The following is a 16,745-nucleotide window of genomic DNA, read 5'->3' on the forward strand; positions in this document are numbered from 1 at the left end:
TGTGTCTCCTTCTGATGGGGTGTTGTCGCGGGTGGTCAGAGGTTGGTGTCGTAGAACGGGATCAGGGCGTCGAGGGCGATCGTGACGGGCTCGGGCTGGTCGTACAGGTCGTAGTGCGAGAAGCCTTCGGCCACCACGAGTTGCTTCTTCTCGGAGCGGGCGCGGCGGTAGATCTCGAGGCCGTCACGGTAGGAACCGAACGCACCGGGCTTGTCGCCGACGACGACGCACAGCGGCTGGGTGAGGAGTACTTCGGCGTGGGTGAAGGCGTCCCACCCGTATCCCGCTGCTCGTCGTGAGATCAGGCTGCGGGTGGCGCCGTTCGGCTTCTCCCCGCGGGGTGTCTTGTAGTAGTCGGTGGCCTCGACGACGTCGAGTCCCGTCCCGGCCGCCGCGTCCACGGTGGGCGGCAGCAGGTTCTCGACGTTCGGTTCGGCGCCGCGGGCCTCGGCGGTGCGCTGCGCCGCGATCGCGTCCAATGTTGCGATCGGGTCGTATGCACTGAACGCCTCGTGCAGGAGGTGGCCGAAGTTGACGCCGACGACGCTGCCGACGACTTTGATGCGTCGGTCGGTCTTCGCGGCGGCGATGGAGTACCCGCCGCCGCCGCAGATGCCGAGCACGCCGATCCGGTCGGCGTCGACGTAGGGGAGGGTGACGAGGTGGTCGACGACGAAGCCGAAGTCCTCGACTCGTTGCGCCGGGTCTTCGATGAATCGGGGTTCGCCGCCGCTGGCGCCCTGGTAGCTGGCGTCGAATGCGATGACGACGTAGCCGGCGTCGGCGAGGGCGGTGCCGTACACGTTGCCGGACGTCTGCTCCTTGCAGCTGCCGATGGGGTGCGCGCTGATGATGGCCGGGTACTTCTTCGTCTCGTCGAATCCGGGCGGGTAGTAGATGTCCGCCGCGATGTCCCAGTACGGGGTCTTGACGCTGACGGTCTCGATCCTCTCGGTGGCCATGAATTGATCTCCCTTCGTCTCCGCCGGAACCCGGCGGTCTGAATCTCATTGCGTCGTGGACGATGTCCTCGACCCGCACTCATCACTCTGCTGCGACGCGCGGGGCTGTACCAGAGGCCGGTTATCGGGGGTACCGGCAGCCTCTCCCTCGGGCTGTCGGAGGTCCCTAGGCTGCAGGTATGGAGATCGCCAAGGAGATCAAGGACTTCCTGACGACCCGTCGCGCACGCATCACGCCCGACCAGGTGGGCCTGCCCGCCGGCGGCCGACGTCGGGTCGCCGGGTTACGTCGCGAGGAGGTCGCACTGCTCGCCGGAGTGAGCGCCGAGTATTACGTACAGATCGAACGGGGTGGTGTCGCGGGCGTGTCCGACGAGGTGCTGGACGCCATCGCGACCGCGCTGCGACTCGACGACGAGGAGACGAAGCATCTGTTCACCCTTGCCCGCGCCGCGGCCACGAAGCCCCGCAGGCGTAAGCCCGCCAAGGCGCGCGTCGAGATGCCGGAGCCGGTCCAAGCGCTCGTCGATGCGATGATCACGGCCCCCGCCGTCGTGCAGAACGGTCTTCTCGACATCGTGGGCGCCAATGCGCTCGGTCGCGCGCTGTACGCCGACGTGTACGACCGCGTGGACGGCGCGCCCAACCTGGCCCGGTTCATCTTCCTCGACCGCCGCGCCGACGAAACATTCCCCGACTGGACCAACGCGGCCGACGACGCCGTCGCGATGCTGCGGGTGGAGGCGGCGCGGTCGCCGTACTCGGCGGCGGTCACCGGTCTCGTCGGCGAGCTCGCTACCCGCAGCGACGAGTTCCGCACTCGCTGGGCGGCTCACGACATCAAGGCGCACCGGCGCGGAACGAAGCGGTTCCATCATCCGGTCGTCGGTGACCTGACGCTGCGTTTCGAAGCGCTCGAGGTGGCCAGCGCGGCCGGTCTCACCCTGTACGGATTCACCGCGTCGCCGGGTTCCTCCTCCGAGGAGGCTCTCCGCCTGCTGTCCAGCTGGATCGCCACCGACAGCTCGGCGCATCAGCCTTCATGGAATTCGTGAAGGAGGGCAACGGCGTTCAGGATTCGCTCGGTGACGCGTCCCGGGTGAGGGTCACGGCCACCGCGAGGAGTATGAGGACCAGTGCGAGGACGACGGCGTAGGACGGCAGCCAGTACGCCGCGACGGCGGCCGATCCGAGCACGGCGGCGCCGACGGCGCGCGGAACCCAGCCGGTGTGGGTGGTGAGCCGGAAGTAGATTGCGTGCGAGAGCAGGTAGATCGCCGGACCTGCGAGCATCAGAACGCCGCCGACCCCCGCCCGGTCGTCGCCGGCATGGGCGAGCACCAACTCGCTGCCCGCGGCGAACATGACGAGTCCGGTGACGACGCCGTAGATCACGTTGATCCCGATGTGCACGGCTCGGATGGGGTTCTCTGTGGCGGCGATATGACTTTCCACGAGTTGTTCGGCGCGCCCGAAGTAGACGGCCCACAGGCAGACGAGCGCGACGAAGCACCCCGCCGCCAGCGCAAGCGTCAGTGCATCGGAATGATGGGCGGCAATCACGCGTCCCAGGGTGAGGACCGTCTCGCCCAGCAGGATGATGAGGAACAGTCGCATCCGCTCGAGCATGTGCTCCGCATCGAACGGAAGTTGCTGCGTCTGTGTGCGTCCGCCCGGCAGCGGGTGCGCGCTCCAGGTGCCGACGAGGTCGACGAGCGCGGCCACCGCCCACAGCCACAGGCGCCACTTCGGGTCGAGTGCTGCGCCGGCCACCCAGAACGGCGCCGAGACCGCGAACCAGATCAGTACATGCAGGAAGTGCGTGCGGAGGCTGGGCGTCGGGGCGGTGGCCGCCGCGTAGACGGCGGGGCCGATCAGCGCCAGCAGCATGGGAACGACGAAGAGCCAAGGGCTTTCGTCGAAGGCGTGCCCGATGCCGGCGTTCATGAACAGGCCGAGGCCCATCACCGTGATCGTCACGGCCCGGGTGGCCGTGCGTTCGATGTCGAGGAGGGTGACCTCGAACGTGGTGAACGCCCAGACCCCGCACACCGCGACGAGTGCCACGAGGGTTTCGGCGGCGCCGTGCCAGGTCAGGTGGTCGACGAGATGGTGCGTGAGCTGACCGATCGCCAGCACGAACACCAGGTCGAAGAACAGCTCGAGCGGCGAGACCTCACGGTGGGTGCTGCGTGCTTGCCTGACCATCATGGATCCTCCTCGGCGTCCGAATCCTATCCGGCGGCGTCGAGGCGGACAGTCGTTTCGGCGGCGGTGTTCGCGACCATCGGATCCAGCGCGGCGGGCTGGCTGCAGTACTTGGCCTTGTACGCCGTCTCGACTGCGGCGTTCGTCGCGGGGTCGTTGGCCGGGTGCAGGGTCGAGTTGGTCGCTGTGCCATGCCATGTCGTCATCTCGTGCTGTCGGCGATCTCCGTGATCCGAGGTCGAGGCGGTTCGGCGCTAGAAGGAGAGGCTGCTGGTACCCCTGTAGCCAGGGACTCCCGCGAGACTGCCGCGGCCGGCAGGGTGAGGTGGGTCCCGCCTTGACAGAGCGCGATCCACGGATAATGTATTATATTGTTACTTGAACTCACGGAGGCACACCCATGCAGCACAAGCCGCTCGACGGGATCCGCATCCTGGAGATCGGGGGTTACATCGCCCTTCCGTTCGCCACGTCGATCCTGTGCGCTCTCGGCGCAGAGGTCGTGAAGGTGGAGAAGCCCGTCGTGGGGGAGGACTTCCGTCGCCACCAGAACGACGGCAGCCCCTACTTCCGCCAATACAACACCGGAAAGCGGAGCCTGTCGATCGACCTGAAACGTCCCGAAGGCGTCGCGCTGGTCAAGGCCCTCGTGCCGCACTTCGACGTGGTCCTCGAGAACCTGCGGCCGGGCAAGCTGGCGGCGATGGGCCTCGGGCCGGACGAGTGCCGCGCGCTGCGATCCGACCTCGTCTACGGGTCGGTGACCGGGTTCGGCTCGGGTGGTCCGCTGGCGAGCCGCCCCGCCTACGACACGATCGGGCATGCGTTCGGCGGTCTCTACTCCCTGTTCGGTGACGACGCCCGGCCCCAGCTGGCCGGCGGGCTGAGCGCGGATCTGATCACCGGACTGAGTACGGCGACGGGCGTCCTCGCGGCGCTGGTCGGACGGCTGCGCACCGGCTCACCGCAACATGTGGAGACGTCGATCATGGAGGCCGTCAGCGTTCTGGCGACCGATGGGATCACGCAGTCCTTCGAACTGGGATACGACCCGAGCAGGCAGAGTAGGCATCCGCAGGCGCAGAACTTCTGCGTCAAGACCGCCACCGGCGAGTATCTGGCGGTCCACCTGTCGTCCTCGCAGAAATTCTGGCGCTCGCTGTGCACGGCGATGAACCGGACGGATCTCACCGAGGATCCCCGCTTCGCCGAATACCGCCCCCGGGAGTCGAACTACCACGAGCTGGCCAAGATCGTCGAAGCCGAGTTCGAGCAGCAGTCGCTACAGCACTGGGAGGACGCCCTCGCCGCTGCGGACGTGCCGTTCGCCCCAGTGCTGTCGATGACCGGATTCGTCGAGCACGAGCAGGTGGAATGGCTCGAATTGGTCGAACGGCAGCAGGACGGACTGGCGCTCATCCGCCCGCCGTGGCGCTTCGCGGGCGAACGCCCCGATCGGGCGGGCACCGCGCCGCGGGTCGGCGCCGACAGCCGCGACGTCGCCGCGGAGGTGTACTCCGCCGAGCAGATCGACGACCTGGTGCAGGCGGACGTTCTGTTCGTCGAACCCTGAGCCTGATCGTGCCCCGACCGGGGGCACGTGTTCCGCATTCGAACGACGATGGGTGAGTAATCGATGTCTGCCGATGTATCGACCGAAAGAATCGCGGTGAGTCCGGTCGACGATGCGTCCACCGTGCTCGAGAACCTGCTGTCGACACGGTGGAGTTGCCGCGCGTTCGAGCCGCGCGAGGTTCCGCGCCCGCTCATAGAGCGCATGTTCACGCTGGCGCAGCGGTCCGCGTCGTGGTGCAACACGCAGCCCTGGCAGGTCATCGTGACCGGCGGTGCGGCAACCGAGCGATTCCGCGACGGTCTCGCGGAGTACGCGCAGCAACACGGTGCCGCCTTCGAATTCGATCCGCCTGCGGAGTACCGCGGGGTCTACCGCGACCGGCGCCGGGCGAGCGGGTGGCAGCTGTACCAGGCCGTGGGAGTCGAACGCGGTGACCGCGCCGCGTCCGCACGCCAGTCGTTCGAGAACTTCCGCCTGTTCGGCGCTCCGCACGTCGCGATCATCACGACCGACGCCGAGCAGGGCGTGTACGGCGCGGTGGATTCCGGCCTCTACCTCGGCACCCTCTTGCTGGCGGCGCGGAGCCTGGGGATCGCCACGATCCCGCAGGCCGCCCTTGCGAGCCAGTCTCCCTTCATCCGTGAGCATTTCGGCATCTCGGACGACCGCAAAATCCTCGTCGGGATCTCCTTCGGCTACGCCGACCTCGACCACCCAGCGAATAGCTACCGGACGGCACGCGCGACGCTCGACGAGGTCGTCACCTGGCAGGACCGGTAGCGCCCTATTCGGTTGCCGTGGAGGGTGTATCGGTTGCGGTCACGATCGCGAGCAGTCGCAGAGCCTGCTCGGACGTCGACTGCGGTTCCGCGGTGTAACCGACGAGGGACAGTCCGTCCGCGCCGGTGATGTCGAATACGTTGTAGGTCAGAGACAGGTCACCGACCTCCGGATGCCGGAACTGTTTGACGCCGTGCCGATGCGCCTTCACGTTGTGGGCGTCCCAGCGGGTGCGGAATTCCTCGCTCCGAGCGGCGAGTTCGCCCACGAGCCCGGTGACGACGGCGGAGTGGGGCGAGTGTGCGGCCTCCACTCGCAGCAGGGCCACGGCGTCGTCTGCCGCGGTATTCCACTCCGGGAACACGTCGTCGGCGTGCGGGTCGAAGAAGATGAATCGGACGAGGTTCGGCACTCCCGTCGCCCCCGCGAAGACCGGCGCGTACAGCGTGCGTCCGAGCGGATTGGCGGCAACGATGTCGAGGTGCCCGTTCAGCACGACCGCCGGCGAATCGACCATGCCGTCGATCAGCGCCTGCACGCCGTCGGGGATCTTCCGGTCGGCCCGCGGAGACCGCGCGGCGCCCGTCGAGGTGCCGGCGGCCCGCACGAGGTCGAACAGGTGCGCCGTTTCTTCCTCGGAGAGTCGCAGTGCGCGGGCGACGGCGTATAGGACGTCGTCGGAGACCCCGGCGACGTTCCCGCGTTCGATCTGGGTGTAGTACTCGATGCTGACCCCGGCCAACTGGGCGACCTCCTCACGCCGCAGGCCCGGCACCCGGCGTCGCCGGCCGGGTGGCAGGCCCACTTGCTCCGGGGTGATCCTCGCCCGCCGGGTCATCAAGAACTCTTTGACGTCCTTGGCGATGTCCATGGATCCACAGTAGGAACAGACCCGGCCGCCGGGAAGGGTCAGGTGTCCGGTGTCAGCGGCAGGAGCAGGGAGGCGACGACGTCGTCCACCTTGTCCAGGTACAGCACGTCGGGAATCATCTTGTCGACCACGTGCGTCCATCGGATGCATCGAGTACGGCACGCACATGCGGAACTTGTCGGGGCCCGCACGACGACCGCAGGTCCTCCATGTACGGCAGGGCAACCTCCCGGAGCGTGAGCGCACTCGACGACCGCGCCACCGCCTCCAAGGCGTAACCGCTGATCACCCGGAAGGGGGCGATCATCTTCGCGATTGTCTTCCTGATCCTGGTTGTTACAACCTATCTGGATGCAGCACCCACGTAAGTTCTGTACTTCACTTCCTCTCGCTACGACAGGGATGTGGTGACGGCCGAATTGACGATCACCGACAACGGGCCTGGAATCGCGCCGGATCTGCTGAAGACTCTGTTTCAGCGTTTCGTTCGGGGCGACAAGGCCCGGTCCCGCGAGACCGACAGCACCGGCCTCGGGCTGGCAATCGTCTCGTCGATCGTCGACGCGCATCACAGTCAGGCGAGTGTCGAGTCGACTCAGGCCGACACGACGTTCCGCGTTCGGATACCTGCGATCGAACCCTCCGGCACTGCCACTGTCACCCATCAGCGCCTCCGGACGTCCGCGGTCACGCGCAGCTAACAGGAAGGTAGGCGTCACCGTCGCGACGGGGAACCGGCCGGCGTCCTCACGCCGAGGCGAGGGTGAGGACGATTTTGCCGACCGCCTCACCGGAGCGGAGCCGGCCGGCTGCCTGCTGGAAGTCGGTGATGTCCGCGGCCCGGCCGATCACGGGTCGGATCTCACCACGCGCGACGGCGGGGATGACGTCGGGCAGGAGGCCGGCGATGATGTCGGCCATCTCCCAGTCGCGGGTGAATCCGAAGGACACGCCGTGGACGTTGAGGTGACGGTAGGACAGATGGTCGAGGTTGATCGTCGACTCGGCGCCGTCGAGGCGTCCGATGTTGACCACGTGACCGTCCTCGGCGGTGGCGGGCAGGCACTGGGCGAAGGTTTGCCCGGCGATGTTGTCGAGCACGACGTCGGCGCACCGGTGATCAGCACGCTCTGCCCGGCCGTGAACCCGGCGGTGGTGAGCGCACCGTGACGGTCAGCAGGCCGGTCGGCAGCGCACAGGCGATCGGGGGGTCGAGTCCCTCCGGGCGGGGCAGGACGAACCGGTGGTCGTCGACCACGTACTCGGCGAAGGCCGACGGGATCGACCCCATCACCGGGTCACCGACCTGCCAGGTATCTACGCCCTCGCCGAGTGCGGCAACCTCGCCGGCGTACTCGAACCCGGCGATGAACTCCTTGCCGTGACCACCGTGGGTGGGATCGGCCTCGGCGAGCATCGGGATGTCGGCGTTGTTGGTCGCCGCGGCCCGGTTCCGGATCAGGACCTCGCCGGGCCCGGGCCGCGGGACGGGGACCTCCCCGAGGACCCATTCCGGGCCGATCCCGCCGACGAGGGCACGCATCGTGTCAGTCATGTGTGGTCTCTCCTCCGGGAACGAGTCGGGCACGGTTGTCAGGAACGGCGGGTGCGCGGCGCGTGGTATTGCTCGTCGGTGACCTCCTCGAGCCAGGTCGTCTCCGGCGTGCTGGACCCGTCGCCTTCCCAGATGGCCAGGTGTTCCATGAACCGGTCGTCGGTGGCGCCGTGCCAGTGCTCTTCACCGGCAGGGCAGGTGACGGTCTCCCCGGGCTGGGCTGCGAAGACGACACCGTCGCGGGTGCCGACGAGCGCGGTCCCGCTCACGACGTGCAGGGTCTGCCCGAGGACGTGGTGATGCCAGAACGTGCGGGCCCCCGGCGAGAAACGAACCATGTTCGTGCGCGCCCGGGACGGTTCCTTCCCGGCATAGATGACGTCGAACCAGACGTCGCCGGTGAACGACTCGGCCGGGCCTTTGCCCGTGGGGACGGGGGTGATGAACTCCATCGTGTTTCTCTCTACTTGGTGATGTCGAGGTCGAAGCCGAGTTCGCGGGAGGCCTCGGCCTGATCGCTGATCTGACGTCCCTTGTCGATGACGGCGGGGATCGCGTCGGAGCCGGCGACGAACCGCAGCGGCGGCTCATCCAGCTCTGCCACCTTGACCAGTGCCTGGGCGAGCTTGAGCGGGTCGCCGGTCTGCTGCCCGTTCATCGACTGCCAGGCCGCCTTGGTCTGGGTGGTGCGCTCGGCGTAGTCGTCGATCGACTGGTCGGCCCAGGTGGTGGACGCCTCTTCGAGGAGTTCGGTGCGGAAGAACCCGGGCTCGACGATCGTGGTCCTGATGCCGAACGGTTCGAGGTCGAAGCTCAGCGACTCCATCCAGCCCTCGACACCGAACTTCGTGGTGGCGTAGGCGACGCAGAATTCCTGGCCGATGATCCCAGCCAGTGACGAGACGGTCATGATGTGCCCCGACCGCTGCTTGCGCATCTGGGGAAGGACGGCGCGGGTGACGTTCATGGGGCCGAACAGGTTCGTCTCCACCTGCGCACGCATCGCGGCGTCGGAGATTTCCTCGAAGTAGCCGGCTTGAAAGGTGGCGGCGTTGTTGATCAGCACGTCGATCCGGCCGAACCGCTCCACCGCGGCGGCGACCACGGCTTCCGCGTCGGCGGGGTTGGTGATGTCCAGGGCGGCGGCCAGCAGGTTGTCGCTCTCACCCAGCAGTTCCTGCACTTTTTCGGGGCGACGGCCGGTGGCGATGACCTGATGGCCCGCCGCGAGGGCCGTGCGGGCGATGTCGGTGCCGAGCCCTCGGCCTGCGCCGGTGACCAGAATGACCTTGCTCATAAGTATGTGTCTCTCGATTCTTCGGTCGTGGTGACTGTCAGTTGTTTCAGCAGCACCTGGGGGCGCGCCGTTCATGGATGCAGTCGTCAGTCGGCTTCCGGAGGGAAGTCGGTGGAGGCGCCGAGTTCGGTTTGGGCTTCGAAGTCGGCGACGCGTTTGCGGAGTACCGCGAGGGTGGACTCGAGTGCCTGCGAGCCGAGCATGAGGCGCAGCGGTGCCGGTTCCGCATCCACGCTTTCGATGATGCGCGCGGCCATTCGTGCCGGGTCTCCGGGCGCCAGGCCGGCGGCGGGGTCGAGCATCGTCCGGAAGTTGTGCGCGGGTGTCGCGTCGTACTCCGGAATCGGTTCGGCGATCTGGGCGCCGCGGTAGCGGAACTCGGTGCGCGCGCCACCGGGTTCGACGAGCGTCATGCCGATGCCGAATGGCGCCACCTCCTGCGCCACCGATTCCACGAAGCCTTCGATTCCCCACTTGGTGGCGTGGTACATCGAGTTGCCGGGGAACGCGACCTGTCCGCCGTACGTCGAGAGCTGGACGATCCGGCCTCCGCCGGCAGCCCGCATGTGCGGGAGCACGGCACGGATGAACTGGATGGACCCGGTGAGGTTGGTGGCGATCATGTCGTCGATCTGTTCGTCGGTGAGTTCTTCCGCGGCCCCGAACAGGCCGTATCCGGCGTTGCTCACCGCCACGTCGATCCTGCCGAAGTCCGCGACAATTCGCGTCACGGCTGCGCGCAATGCCGGGGTGTCACGGACGTCGAGCACCTCGGCCCGGAACAGGTCCGGATGCCGGCTGGTCAGGTCGTCGACGGACTCCGGTCGGCGGATGGTGCCGACCACACGGTCGCCGCGTTCGAGCAGTTGCTCGGTGAGGTGGCGGCCGAAGCCACTGCTGACGCCGGTGATCAACCAGGTGCGTTCGGTCATGACTGCGTCGAAGGGTCGGCGGCGGGTGCGGACTCGTTCAGCACGCGCAGGGCGTTGAGCGTGCGCGGGTAGCCGATGAACGGCAGTAGGTGGGTGAGGACGGCGAGTAGGTCGGCCCGGGTGTTCCCGACGCGGAGATTCGCCATCGTGTGCCCCTTGACCTGCGGTTCGCAACCACCGAGGGAGACCAGCATCGCGAACGTGAGCAACTCACGGGTCGGCGTGTCCAGACCACTGCGTGTGACGTAGTCACCGAAGCAGTTCGCCGACAGGTAGCGCTGGATGTGGAGCTCGTCCGGTGCTGCCGTTTCGTACATCCCGTCAACGGCGTCTGCGCCGACGATCTCCTTCTGCTTGGCGAGACCCTTCGCCAACCGGTCCTCGGCCGTCGTCGTCGCTCGGCCTTCCAGGGGGAGGCTGATGCCACGCTCGGTGAGCACGTCGTTCGTCGCGTGGAGAAAGTCGAAGACTTTCGACATGCCGACGTACGGGACCGCCTGATACACAACCTCTTTGGCGTCGACAGGGCTCACTCCGACGGTGAGGGCTGCCCCCAGCATGACCCGGTACTCGGCAAGTGCCTGGCTCGCGATCGTCGAGGCGAGTTGCACCATCAAACGCGTACGGGTGTTCAGGCCGCCGTACTGCCGCACCTCGTCGAATGCGAAGTTGTCGAACACCTCGATGAGCTCCGGATCCGTCTGCAGCAATGTCGAGATGTGTCCCGGAAACAACTCGGCATGATTGTTCCGGGCAGCTTCGGTGATCGCCATGTCCAACTCTCTTCCAGGGGTTCGTCGTACTCGATTCCGCACCCGAGCGCGGCGTTCGTCAGCGGTGGCCGATCAGGGCTGTCGCCAGGATCGCCGCGGCTGTGCCGCGACCGGCGGTCGGTCGTGCGAGGTGGTCACAATTCGAGTAAACGCGCGATTGGGCACTCTCGGGAGTCACTGCTCTTCCAGGTAACCGCAGTACCTCCCTCCGCCGTGCCGGTCCGCATACCGTGGAACTCATGGACGACCAGCGAGCACAGGTGCGGGAGTTCCTCACGTCCCGGAGGGCGCGGATCAACCCCGAACAGGCCGGATTGCCCGCATACGGCGGCAACCGGCGGGTTCCTGGGCTGCGCCGAGAGGAAGTGGCCCTGCTCGCCGGCGTCAGCATCGACTACTACGTGCGGATGGAACGCGGCAACCTCGCCGGCGCCTCCGACAGCGTCCTGGACGGCCTCGCCCGCGCACTGCAATTGGACGAGGCCGAGCGCACACACCTGTTCGACCTCGCCCGGGCCGCCGAACCTGGACCAGTCCGGCAGCGCCGCTCGAAGACCTCGGGGGTCACGGCCGGCGTGCAGCTGGTCCTCGACGCGATCACCGACGCACCCGCCTGGGTACGCAACGCCCGCCACGACATGCTTGCCGCCAACCGGTTGGCCCGTGCTCTGTATGCGCCGGTGCTCGCCGACCCGCGTCGGCCGGCGAACAACGCCCGGTTCGTCTACCTCGACCCGGCCGCGCGCGACTTCTACGTCGACTGGGACCGCGCCGCCGACGACATCGCCGCCATGCTTCGTTCCGAGGCCGGCCGCAACCCTCACGACAAACAACTCATCGAGCTGATCGGCGAACTATCCACCCGCAGTGAGGTTTTTCGGGCCCGGTGGGCGGCACACAACGTCCGGTTCCACCGAACCGGGTACAAGAAGGTCCGCCATCCTGCCGTCGGAAGCCTCGAGCTGAACTTCGAGGCGATGGAGTTCCCTGCGCATCCCGGCCTCATCCTCCTCGTGTACACCGCACCGAAGGACAGTCCCGCCGCCGACGGCCTCACACTCCTCGCCACCTGGGCCGCGACCCTCGAAGAAGCCGGCGAACTCGCCACCCACCACGGACAAAAGCAGTGAGCGCCGCCCGGACCGAAATCCGGGCGGCGCTCAGGGGTTCTCCTAGTCGAGATTGATGTAGACGGCCTTCGGGTACAGGTAACCCTCCACGTGTTCGCGGGCTCCCTTCCAGCCGTAACCGCTCATCTTGGTGCCGCCGAAGCCGATGGCCGGGTCGAGGACGCCGTAGCAGTTGACCCAGATCGTTCCGGCCTTGATGTTCTGCGAGGCCTTGTGCGCGGTGGACAGACTGCGGGTCCACACACCGCCCGCGAGCCCGAACGGTGTGTCGTTCGCGAGTTGCAGCGCGTCGTCCATGTCGTCGAACGGGATCACCGAGGCGACCGGCCCGAAGATCTCCTCTCTGGCGATGGTCATGTCGTTGGACGCGCCGGAGAAGACGGTCGGCTCGACGAAGTAACCCGATGCGAGTTCGCCGCCGAGGCGGTTGCCACCGCTCGCCAGCTGCGCACCTTCGCCGCCGCCGAGGTCGATGTAATGCATGACCCGTTCGAGTTGTCGCTCTGAAATCAATGGCCCCAACTTGGTATTCGGGTCGAGCCCGTCTCCCACGCGGATGGTCTTCGTGAACTCGGTCATGCGCTCGACGAACTCGTCGTGGATCGAACGTTGAACGAAGATCCGCGTGCCTGCAACGCAGACCTGGCCGCTGTTGGTGAACACACCCATGGCGGCGCCGGGCACGGCCTTGTCCAGATCGGCATCGGCGAAGACGATGTCGGGCGACTTGCCGCCCAGCTCCAGTTGCAGACGCTTGAGGTTGCCTGCCGACGCGCGGACGATGGTCTGCGCGGTGCCGATCGATCCGGTGAACGCGATCCGGTCGACGTCCCGATGTTCGGCCAGAGCCTGGCCCGCATCGGCGCCATATCCTGTCACGACGTTGATCACACCGTCGGGCACACCGGCTTCCATCATCAGCTCGGCGACTCGCAGCACCGACAGTGAGGCATCCTCGGCAGGCTTGAGAACGGCGGTGCACCCGGTGGCGAGTGCCGGGCCGAAGATCCACCACAGGCCGATCAAGGGGCCGTTCCAGGGGATGATCCCACCGACCACGCCGACGGGGGCGAGCGACTTCAGCGTGAGGAAGTCCCCGGGAAGCGAGTTCGGGGGTGCCGCCACGGTCGCGGCATCGCACTGAGAAGCGAAGAACTGCAGAACCTGCGAGGTCCACTCGGCCAGGCCTGTGGTCCGCGACAGCGGCGCCCCCATGTCCAGCGTCTCGATCAGCGCCAGTTCGTCGAAGTGATCGAGGACGATGTCGTGGATCTTCAGTATCAGCTTGCGGCGCTGATGCGGCGTCCATCGACTCCATTCGCCCTCGAAGGCTTGGCGGGCCGCCGAGACGGCACGGTCGACGTCCGTCGCGTCACCCCCGGCGATACGGCAGAGCACCTGCCCCGTCGCCGGGTTGACGGTGTCGATCTGCCGGCCGGATGCCGCCTCGATCCACTTGCCGCCGATCAGGTTCTTCTTCGACCCTTGGATGAAATCCGGTACTGCAAACGGTTTTTCGTCTTGTGTCAGCATTCGTTCTCCTCCCGTCCGGGCCGCGGGCCGAAACGGTAGTGGTCGGCCGGTCCGGCCGAGGGATGTCGTTGATTCGGTGACCTGAGCGGGCGTCAGAATTCGAAGACGCCCTTGCCGTCGGATTGCTTGTCGAACCACTCGTACGCCTCGGCGGCCTGGTCCAGCGACCAGCTGTGGGTGTAGAGGTCGTCGATCGGGAGTCCGTGCTCGACGACGAACTCGGCGCAGCGCCGCTGCTGGATCGTGGACATCGTCCAGGACGTCATGATCGTCCACTGCTTCTTGTACTGTTCCTCGGTCCGGAAGTGCACCTCCCCGGGGAGTCCGATGAAGCAGGCCCGTCCCCACTTGCCGAGGATGCTCAGCGCGTCGGCGCCGGCTACTCCGGAGGTTTCCAGGATCAGCTCCACGCCCCGCCGGCCGGCGAGATCGGCGATCGTCGTGGACAGGTCCACCTCGGCCGAGTTGACGACCTCACTCGCGCCGAACGCGCGTGCGCGTTCCAGTCTCGAATTGTTGACGTCCACCGCGATGACCCGGGCTCCGAGTGCCGAGGCGAGCATGGTCCCGGACAGTCCGACCGGGCCCTGCCCGAAGACGACCAGCGTTTTACCGCCGATGTCGCCCAGCCGCATGAGACCTCCCCACGCCGTCCCGGTGCCGCAGCCGATCGCGGCGCCCGCCTTGTAGCTGAGGCCGTCGGGAAGCGGCAGGAGAGTCCTGGCAGGCACGACAGCGTACGGCGCGTGACCGCCGTGGGTGGTGATGCTCATCGTCTGGGCGTTCCCGCGGTCGCACATCTGCGGCCAACCGGAGCGACACTGCTCGCACACGTCGCAACCCCAGTAATGGTGGATCATGACGCGGTCGCCGACGGAAGCCGTGTCGGGCGCCACCCCCTCCCCGACAGCGTGGACGTCACCGCAGGGCTCGTGACCCTGGATGGTGTCGGCGCTCCCTCCGAAAGACACTGCGCCCCGGTAGAAATGGAGATCGCTTCCGCACATCCCGGACGCCCGCATCCGGACGACTACTTCTCCCGGCCCCGGTTGGGGTGCCGGGAACTCCTTGAGAACGACTCGGCCATCCCCCGGAAACGTGATTCCCTGCATTGTCTTCTTCCTCCTCGTATCAGGTAGAGCGACTACTCCGTCCGCGCGCACTCAGCTCGGCCGGTTTCGGAGCGCCGCCGTGGCCTCCACATCGATGCGCAGTCCCTCGGGATCGGACCGTGGGTCGCCGATCACGACGACGCCGTAGTCCCGAGCCGCGCCCGCCACGCTGACGTACTCGTTGCGGACATCGGCCAGCACACGTTCGGGCTCGCGGACGTACGGGTCGCCCCAACCGCCGCCGCCGTTGGTGAGGCACCGCAGGATGGACCCGGTCTTCGTCTGCCACACTTGCTGACTGGCGAAGTAGTGGTAGACGCCGGCGTCCGGATCCAGGGCCTTCGTCTCGGGGTCGAGCACCCCGGCGACAGGGACGCTGTCGCTGTAGACCTCCGGGGACGTGCCGATCATCCGCGGCCGATCGACCGCGTCGTCCTCCGGCGGGAAGATCCAGATGGCGCCGTTCGGCCCCGGTTCGCCGCCGTTGGCGCCGACTCCACTCGGGACCTTCGTGCGGAACGGCGACAAGTAGTGGTTGCCCTCGCTCAGCCAGAGCGTGTCCTTGAGGTTGGCCGCGCCCCCGCGGAACGTGCCGGGACCGCCGGTGTCGATCGCGTGTTCCTTGCGGAGCATCACGACGGGGGAATCGTGCTCGATGGTTTCGGTGGCGGGGTCGAGATTGTTGAGGAAGAACAGGACGGTGTAGCTGTCACCGTCGCCCTCTTTCGTGGCACCCCAGGGGCCGTGCTCACCGCCGCACTGGGTGGCACTGGTCCACGGCGTTCCGTCGGCGGTCACGCCGGAGGCGTTGTGGGTGTTGGTGGAACCGTAGTCGCCCGCCACACCCTTCTCGCCGAGTGCCGGATTGAGCGCATCGAAGACTGCGGACACGACCGCGCCGGATGCTTCCCAGAACATCATGATTCCGCCGTCGGGTGGCAGCGACGAGACCAGCGTGCCCGGCGGGGTGGCGAGGTCGATGTTGCGCCAGGTCCCGGACGTGAACGGAACCTCGGGGTCCAACAGCATCGTCAGAGCGACGCCGACGGCCGTCTTGGTGTCGAGCACACCGCAGTTGATGCAGGTGCGTGCTTGCGGAGAGGTGCCCGACAGGTCCACCTCGATGTCCCGGCCACGTTTACGCAGGGTCACCTTGACCGTGTAGTCGATGCTGTCGTCGACACCGTCGGCGTCGATCACGGCCGATCCCTCGTAGTCGCCGTCCGGCACGAGTGCGATCGCGTCGCGCATACGTTCCGCCGACGTGTCGCAGGCGTAGGTCAGCGTTCCCAGATAGGCGTCGAGACCGTAGCGTGCGATGTTCTCGAGCACGAGCTGCTCGCCCAGCTTCAGCTGCTGGTAGATGCTCTTGAAGTCGGGTAGCAGCATCCCACCCCACCGCGTGTTGTCGAAGATCAAACTGAACGTCGAGCGGACCGGTTCGTCCTTGGACCACAGCAGCATCGGCGGGATGACGAGACCGTTCTCGTACACGTTCGCCTTCGTGGCGGAGAATCCGCCCGGCACGGTGCCGCCCATGTCGAGTTGGTGGGCGCGCATGTTCACGAACGAGACGATCGTGCCGTCGACGAAGACCGGGCGGATGAAACAGACGTCGTTGACGTGGGTTCCGCCGCGGTAGGGGTCGTTGCAGATGAGTACGTCGCCCGGGGACAGGTTTTCGGGTCCGAACTCCTCGACTGTGTTGCGCACGGCGTCGCCGAGTGTGCCGAGGAAGACCACGAGGCTGTTGCTGACGACGGCCATCGGATAGTTGTGATCGGGCGGACCGCTGATGGTGCACGCGAAGTCGTACCAGTCGCGGATGATCGGGGAGAAGGCTTCACGCATGAATCCGGTGGACATGTGTTCCACCGCGTACCGCAGCCGATTGAGAATCACTGCCGCCGTGAAGCGGTCGCAGCCGTAGGCATCGGTGAACTGGGAGTCCGAGATGTCACGCAGCCGAGCCTGGTCGGCCGCATTCGCCGCGGACGTATCGAGAGTGGTCATGGG

Annotated in this window: 18 protein-coding genes; 5 read left to right on the plus strand and 13 right to left on the minus strand. The window is 67.0% G+C overall.

Translation table 11 applies throughout. The features are described from left to right. Positions 1-35: 35 nt before the first annotated feature. A complete protein-coding gene (locus OYT95_RS22735; RefSeq protein WP_200887776.1) occupies positions 36-962 on the minus strand; it encodes an alpha/beta hydrolase in 927 nt (308 codons plus the stop codon). Positions 963-1,141: 179 nt separating this feature from the next. Between OYT95_RS22735 and OYT95_RS22740 the strand changes: the two genes are divergently transcribed. After that, entirely contained in the window at positions 1,142-2,017 is an 876-nt protein-coding gene (locus OYT95_RS22740) for a helix-turn-helix domain-containing protein (RefSeq protein ID WP_128640924.1), read from the plus strand. A 16-nt stretch (positions 2,018-2,033) separates the two neighbouring features. Here OYT95_RS22740 and OYT95_RS22745 read toward each other — a convergent pair whose 3' ends face one another. Together OYT95_RS22745 and OYT95_RS22750 are read right to left on the minus strand one after the other, a co-directional pair. Further along, on the minus strand, positions 2,034-3,173 hold the full coding sequence (locus tag OYT95_RS22745; RefSeq protein WP_128640925.1) for a low temperature requirement protein A: 1,140 nt from the start codon (positions 3,171-3,173) through the stop codon (positions 2,034-2,036). 23 nt (positions 3,174-3,196) lie between these two features. Next, positions 3,197-3,376 carry a DUF2255 family protein gene (locus OYT95_RS22750; RefSeq protein WP_268789160.1) on the minus strand — a complete coding sequence of 60 codons (180 nt, stop codon included), beginning with the start codon at positions 3,374-3,376 and terminating at the stop codon, positions 3,197-3,199. A 194-nt stretch (positions 3,377-3,570) separates the two neighbouring features. On the opposite strand from OYT95_RS22750, the gene OYT95_RS22755 reads away from it, so the two are divergent. Both OYT95_RS22755 and OYT95_RS22760 read left to right on the plus strand, forming a co-directional pair. Then, positions 3,571-4,743, plus strand: coding sequence for a CaiB/BaiF CoA transferase family protein (locus tag OYT95_RS22755; protein ID WP_268789162.1), 1,173 nt, complete (start codon positions 3,571-3,573; stop codon positions 4,741-4,743). Positions 4,744-4,806: 63 nt separating this feature from the next. After that, positions 4,807-5,526 (plus strand): nitroreductase, encoded by a 720-nt coding sequence (locus tag OYT95_RS22760; protein WP_268789163.1) that lies wholly within the window; start codon positions 4,807-4,809, stop codon positions 5,524-5,526. Positions 5,527-5,530: 4 nt separating this feature from the next. Here the strand turns inward: OYT95_RS22760 and OYT95_RS22765 are convergent, their stop codons facing one another. Further along, entirely contained in the window at positions 5,531-6,397 is an 867-nt protein-coding gene (locus OYT95_RS22765; protein ID WP_268789164.1) for a helix-turn-helix domain-containing protein, read from the minus strand. A 407-nt stretch (positions 6,398-6,804) separates the two neighbouring features. On the opposite strand from OYT95_RS22765, the gene OYT95_RS22770 reads away from it, so the two are divergent. After that, entirely contained in the window at positions 6,805-7,098 is a 294-nt protein-coding gene (locus OYT95_RS22770) for an ATP-binding protein (protein ID WP_442972520.1), read from the plus strand. A 46-nt stretch (positions 7,099-7,144) separates the two neighbouring features. On the opposite strand, the gene OYT95_RS22775 is transcribed toward OYT95_RS22770, so the two are convergent. The 6 genes from OYT95_RS22775 to OYT95_RS22800 all read right to left on the minus strand — a co-directional run bounded on the left by OYT95_RS22775 (position 7,145) and on the right by OYT95_RS22800 (position 10,954). Beyond that, positions 7,145-7,498 (minus strand): zinc-binding dehydrogenase, encoded by a 354-nt coding sequence (locus OYT95_RS22775; RefSeq protein WP_268789165.1) that lies wholly within the window; start codon positions 7,496-7,498, stop codon positions 7,145-7,147. A gap of 19 nt (positions 7,499-7,517) precedes the next feature. Next, a complete protein-coding gene (locus tag OYT95_RS22780) occupies positions 7,518-7,952 on the minus strand; it encodes an alcohol dehydrogenase catalytic domain-containing protein (RefSeq protein ID WP_268789166.1) in 435 nt (144 codons plus the stop codon). A 38-nt stretch (positions 7,953-7,990) separates the two neighbouring features. Then, entirely contained in the window at positions 7,991-8,404 is a 414-nt protein-coding gene (locus OYT95_RS22785; RefSeq protein WP_037229899.1) for a (R)-mandelonitrile lyase, read from the minus strand. 11 nt (positions 8,405-8,415) lie between these two features. Next, on the minus strand, positions 8,416-9,249 hold the full coding sequence (locus tag OYT95_RS22790) for an SDR family oxidoreductase (protein WP_268789167.1): 834 nt from the start codon (positions 9,247-9,249) through the stop codon (positions 8,416-8,418). 86 nt (positions 9,250-9,335) lie between these two features. Then, the gene (locus tag OYT95_RS22795; protein WP_268789169.1) at positions 9,336-10,181 is read right to left on the minus strand and encodes an SDR family oxidoreductase; all 846 of its coding nucleotides are present in this window, start codon (positions 10,179-10,181) and stop codon (positions 9,336-9,338) included. Further along, positions 10,178-10,954 carry a carboxymuconolactone decarboxylase family protein gene (locus OYT95_RS22800; RefSeq protein ID WP_268789170.1) on the minus strand — a complete coding sequence of 259 codons (777 nt, stop codon included), beginning with the start codon at positions 10,952-10,954 and terminating at the stop codon, positions 10,178-10,180. Before OYT95_RS22800 ends, OYT95_RS22795 begins: the two co-directional genes overlap by 4 nt. Before the next feature lie 239 nt (positions 10,955-11,193). Here OYT95_RS22800 and OYT95_RS22805 point away from each other — a divergent pair, with 239 nt between their 5' ends. Next, a complete protein-coding gene (locus OYT95_RS22805; RefSeq protein ID WP_268789171.1) occupies positions 11,194-12,084 on the plus strand; it encodes a helix-turn-helix domain-containing protein in 891 nt (296 codons plus the stop codon). 42 nt (positions 12,085-12,126) lie between these two features. On the opposite strand, the gene OYT95_RS22810 is transcribed toward OYT95_RS22805, so the two are convergent. From OYT95_RS22810 to OYT95_RS22820, 3 genes are all read right to left on the minus strand, one after another. After that, positions 12,127-13,617 carry an aldehyde dehydrogenase family protein gene (locus tag OYT95_RS22810; RefSeq protein ID WP_268789172.1) on the minus strand — a complete coding sequence of 497 codons (1,491 nt, stop codon included), beginning with the start codon at positions 13,615-13,617 and terminating at the stop codon, positions 12,127-12,129. Positions 13,618-13,709: 92 nt separating this feature from the next. Beyond that, positions 13,710-14,729, minus strand: coding sequence for a zinc-dependent alcohol dehydrogenase family protein (locus OYT95_RS22815; RefSeq protein ID WP_037229890.1), 1,020 nt, complete (start codon positions 14,727-14,729; stop codon positions 13,710-13,712). A gap of 51 nt (positions 14,730-14,780) precedes the next feature. Further along, the gene (locus tag OYT95_RS22820) at positions 14,781-16,742 is read right to left on the minus strand and encodes a hydantoinase B/oxoprolinase family protein (RefSeq protein WP_268789173.1); all 1,962 of its coding nucleotides are present in this window, start codon (positions 16,740-16,742) and stop codon (positions 14,781-14,783) included. Positions 16,743-16,745: the final 3 nt, after the last annotated feature.

The organism is Rhodococcus sp. JS3073, assembly GCF_026810085.1.
Taxonomy (GTDB): domain Bacteria; phylum Actinomycetota; class Actinomycetes; order Mycobacteriales; family Mycobacteriaceae; genus Rhodococcus_F; species Rhodococcus_F wratislaviensis.

Excerpts from the sequence above, each read along its gene's own strand:
- OYT95_RS22745 (WP_128640925.1), bottom strand. The coding sequence starts at position 3,173 with ATGATGGTCAGGCAAGCACGCAGCACCCACCGTGAGGTCTCGCCGCTC.
- OYT95_RS22760 (WP_268789163.1), top strand. The coding sequence starts at position 4,807 with ATGTCTGCCGATGTATCGACCGAAAGAATCGCGGTGAGTCCGGTCGAC.
- OYT95_RS22820 (WP_268789173.1), bottom strand. The coding sequence starts at position 16,742 with ATGACCACTCTCGATACGTCCGCGGCGAATGCGGCCGACCAGGCTCGG.
- OYT95_RS22805 (WP_268789171.1), top strand. The coding sequence starts at position 11,194 with ATGGACGACCAGCGAGCACAGGTGCGGGAGTTCCTCACGTCCCGGAGG.
- OYT95_RS22815 (WP_037229890.1), bottom strand. The coding sequence starts at position 14,729 with ATGCAGGGAATCACGTTTCCGGGGGATGGCCGAGTCGTTCTCAAGGAG.
- OYT95_RS22800 (WP_268789170.1), bottom strand. The coding sequence starts at position 10,954 with ATGGCGATCACCGAAGCTGCCCGGAACAATCATGCCGAGTTGTTTCCG.
- OYT95_RS22785 (WP_037229899.1), bottom strand. The coding sequence starts at position 8,404 with ATGGAGTTCATCACCCCCGTCCCCACGGGCAAAGGCCCGGCCGAGTCG.
- OYT95_RS22755 (WP_268789162.1), top strand. The coding sequence starts at position 3,571 with ATGCAGCACAAGCCGCTCGACGGGATCCGCATCCTGGAGATCGGGGGT.
- OYT95_RS22750 (WP_268789160.1), bottom strand. The coding sequence starts at position 3,376 with ATGACGACATGGCATGGCACAGCGACCAACTCGACCCTGCACCCGGCC.
- OYT95_RS22795 (WP_268789169.1), bottom strand. The coding sequence starts at position 10,181 with ATGACCGAACGCACCTGGTTGATCACCGGCGTCAGCAGTGGCTTCGGC.
- OYT95_RS22780 (WP_268789166.1), bottom strand. The coding sequence starts at position 7,952 with ATGACTGACACGATGCGTGCCCTCGTCGGCGGGATCGGCCCGGAATGG.
- OYT95_RS22740 (WP_128640924.1), top strand. The coding sequence starts at position 1,142 with ATGGAGATCGCCAAGGAGATCAAGGACTTCCTGACGACCCGTCGCGCA.
- OYT95_RS22765 (WP_268789164.1), bottom strand. The coding sequence starts at position 6,397 with ATGGACATCGCCAAGGACGTCAAAGAGTTCTTGATGACCCGGCGGGCG.
- OYT95_RS22810 (WP_268789172.1), bottom strand. The coding sequence starts at position 13,617 with ATGCTGACACAAGACGAAAAACCGTTTGCAGTACCGGATTTCATCCAA.
- OYT95_RS22735 (WP_200887776.1), bottom strand. The coding sequence starts at position 962 with ATGGCCACCGAGAGGATCGAGACCGTCAGCGTCAAGACCCCGTACTGG.
- OYT95_RS22790 (WP_268789167.1), bottom strand. The coding sequence starts at position 9,249 with ATGAGCAAGGTCATTCTGGTCACCGGCGCAGGCCGAGGGCTCGGCACC.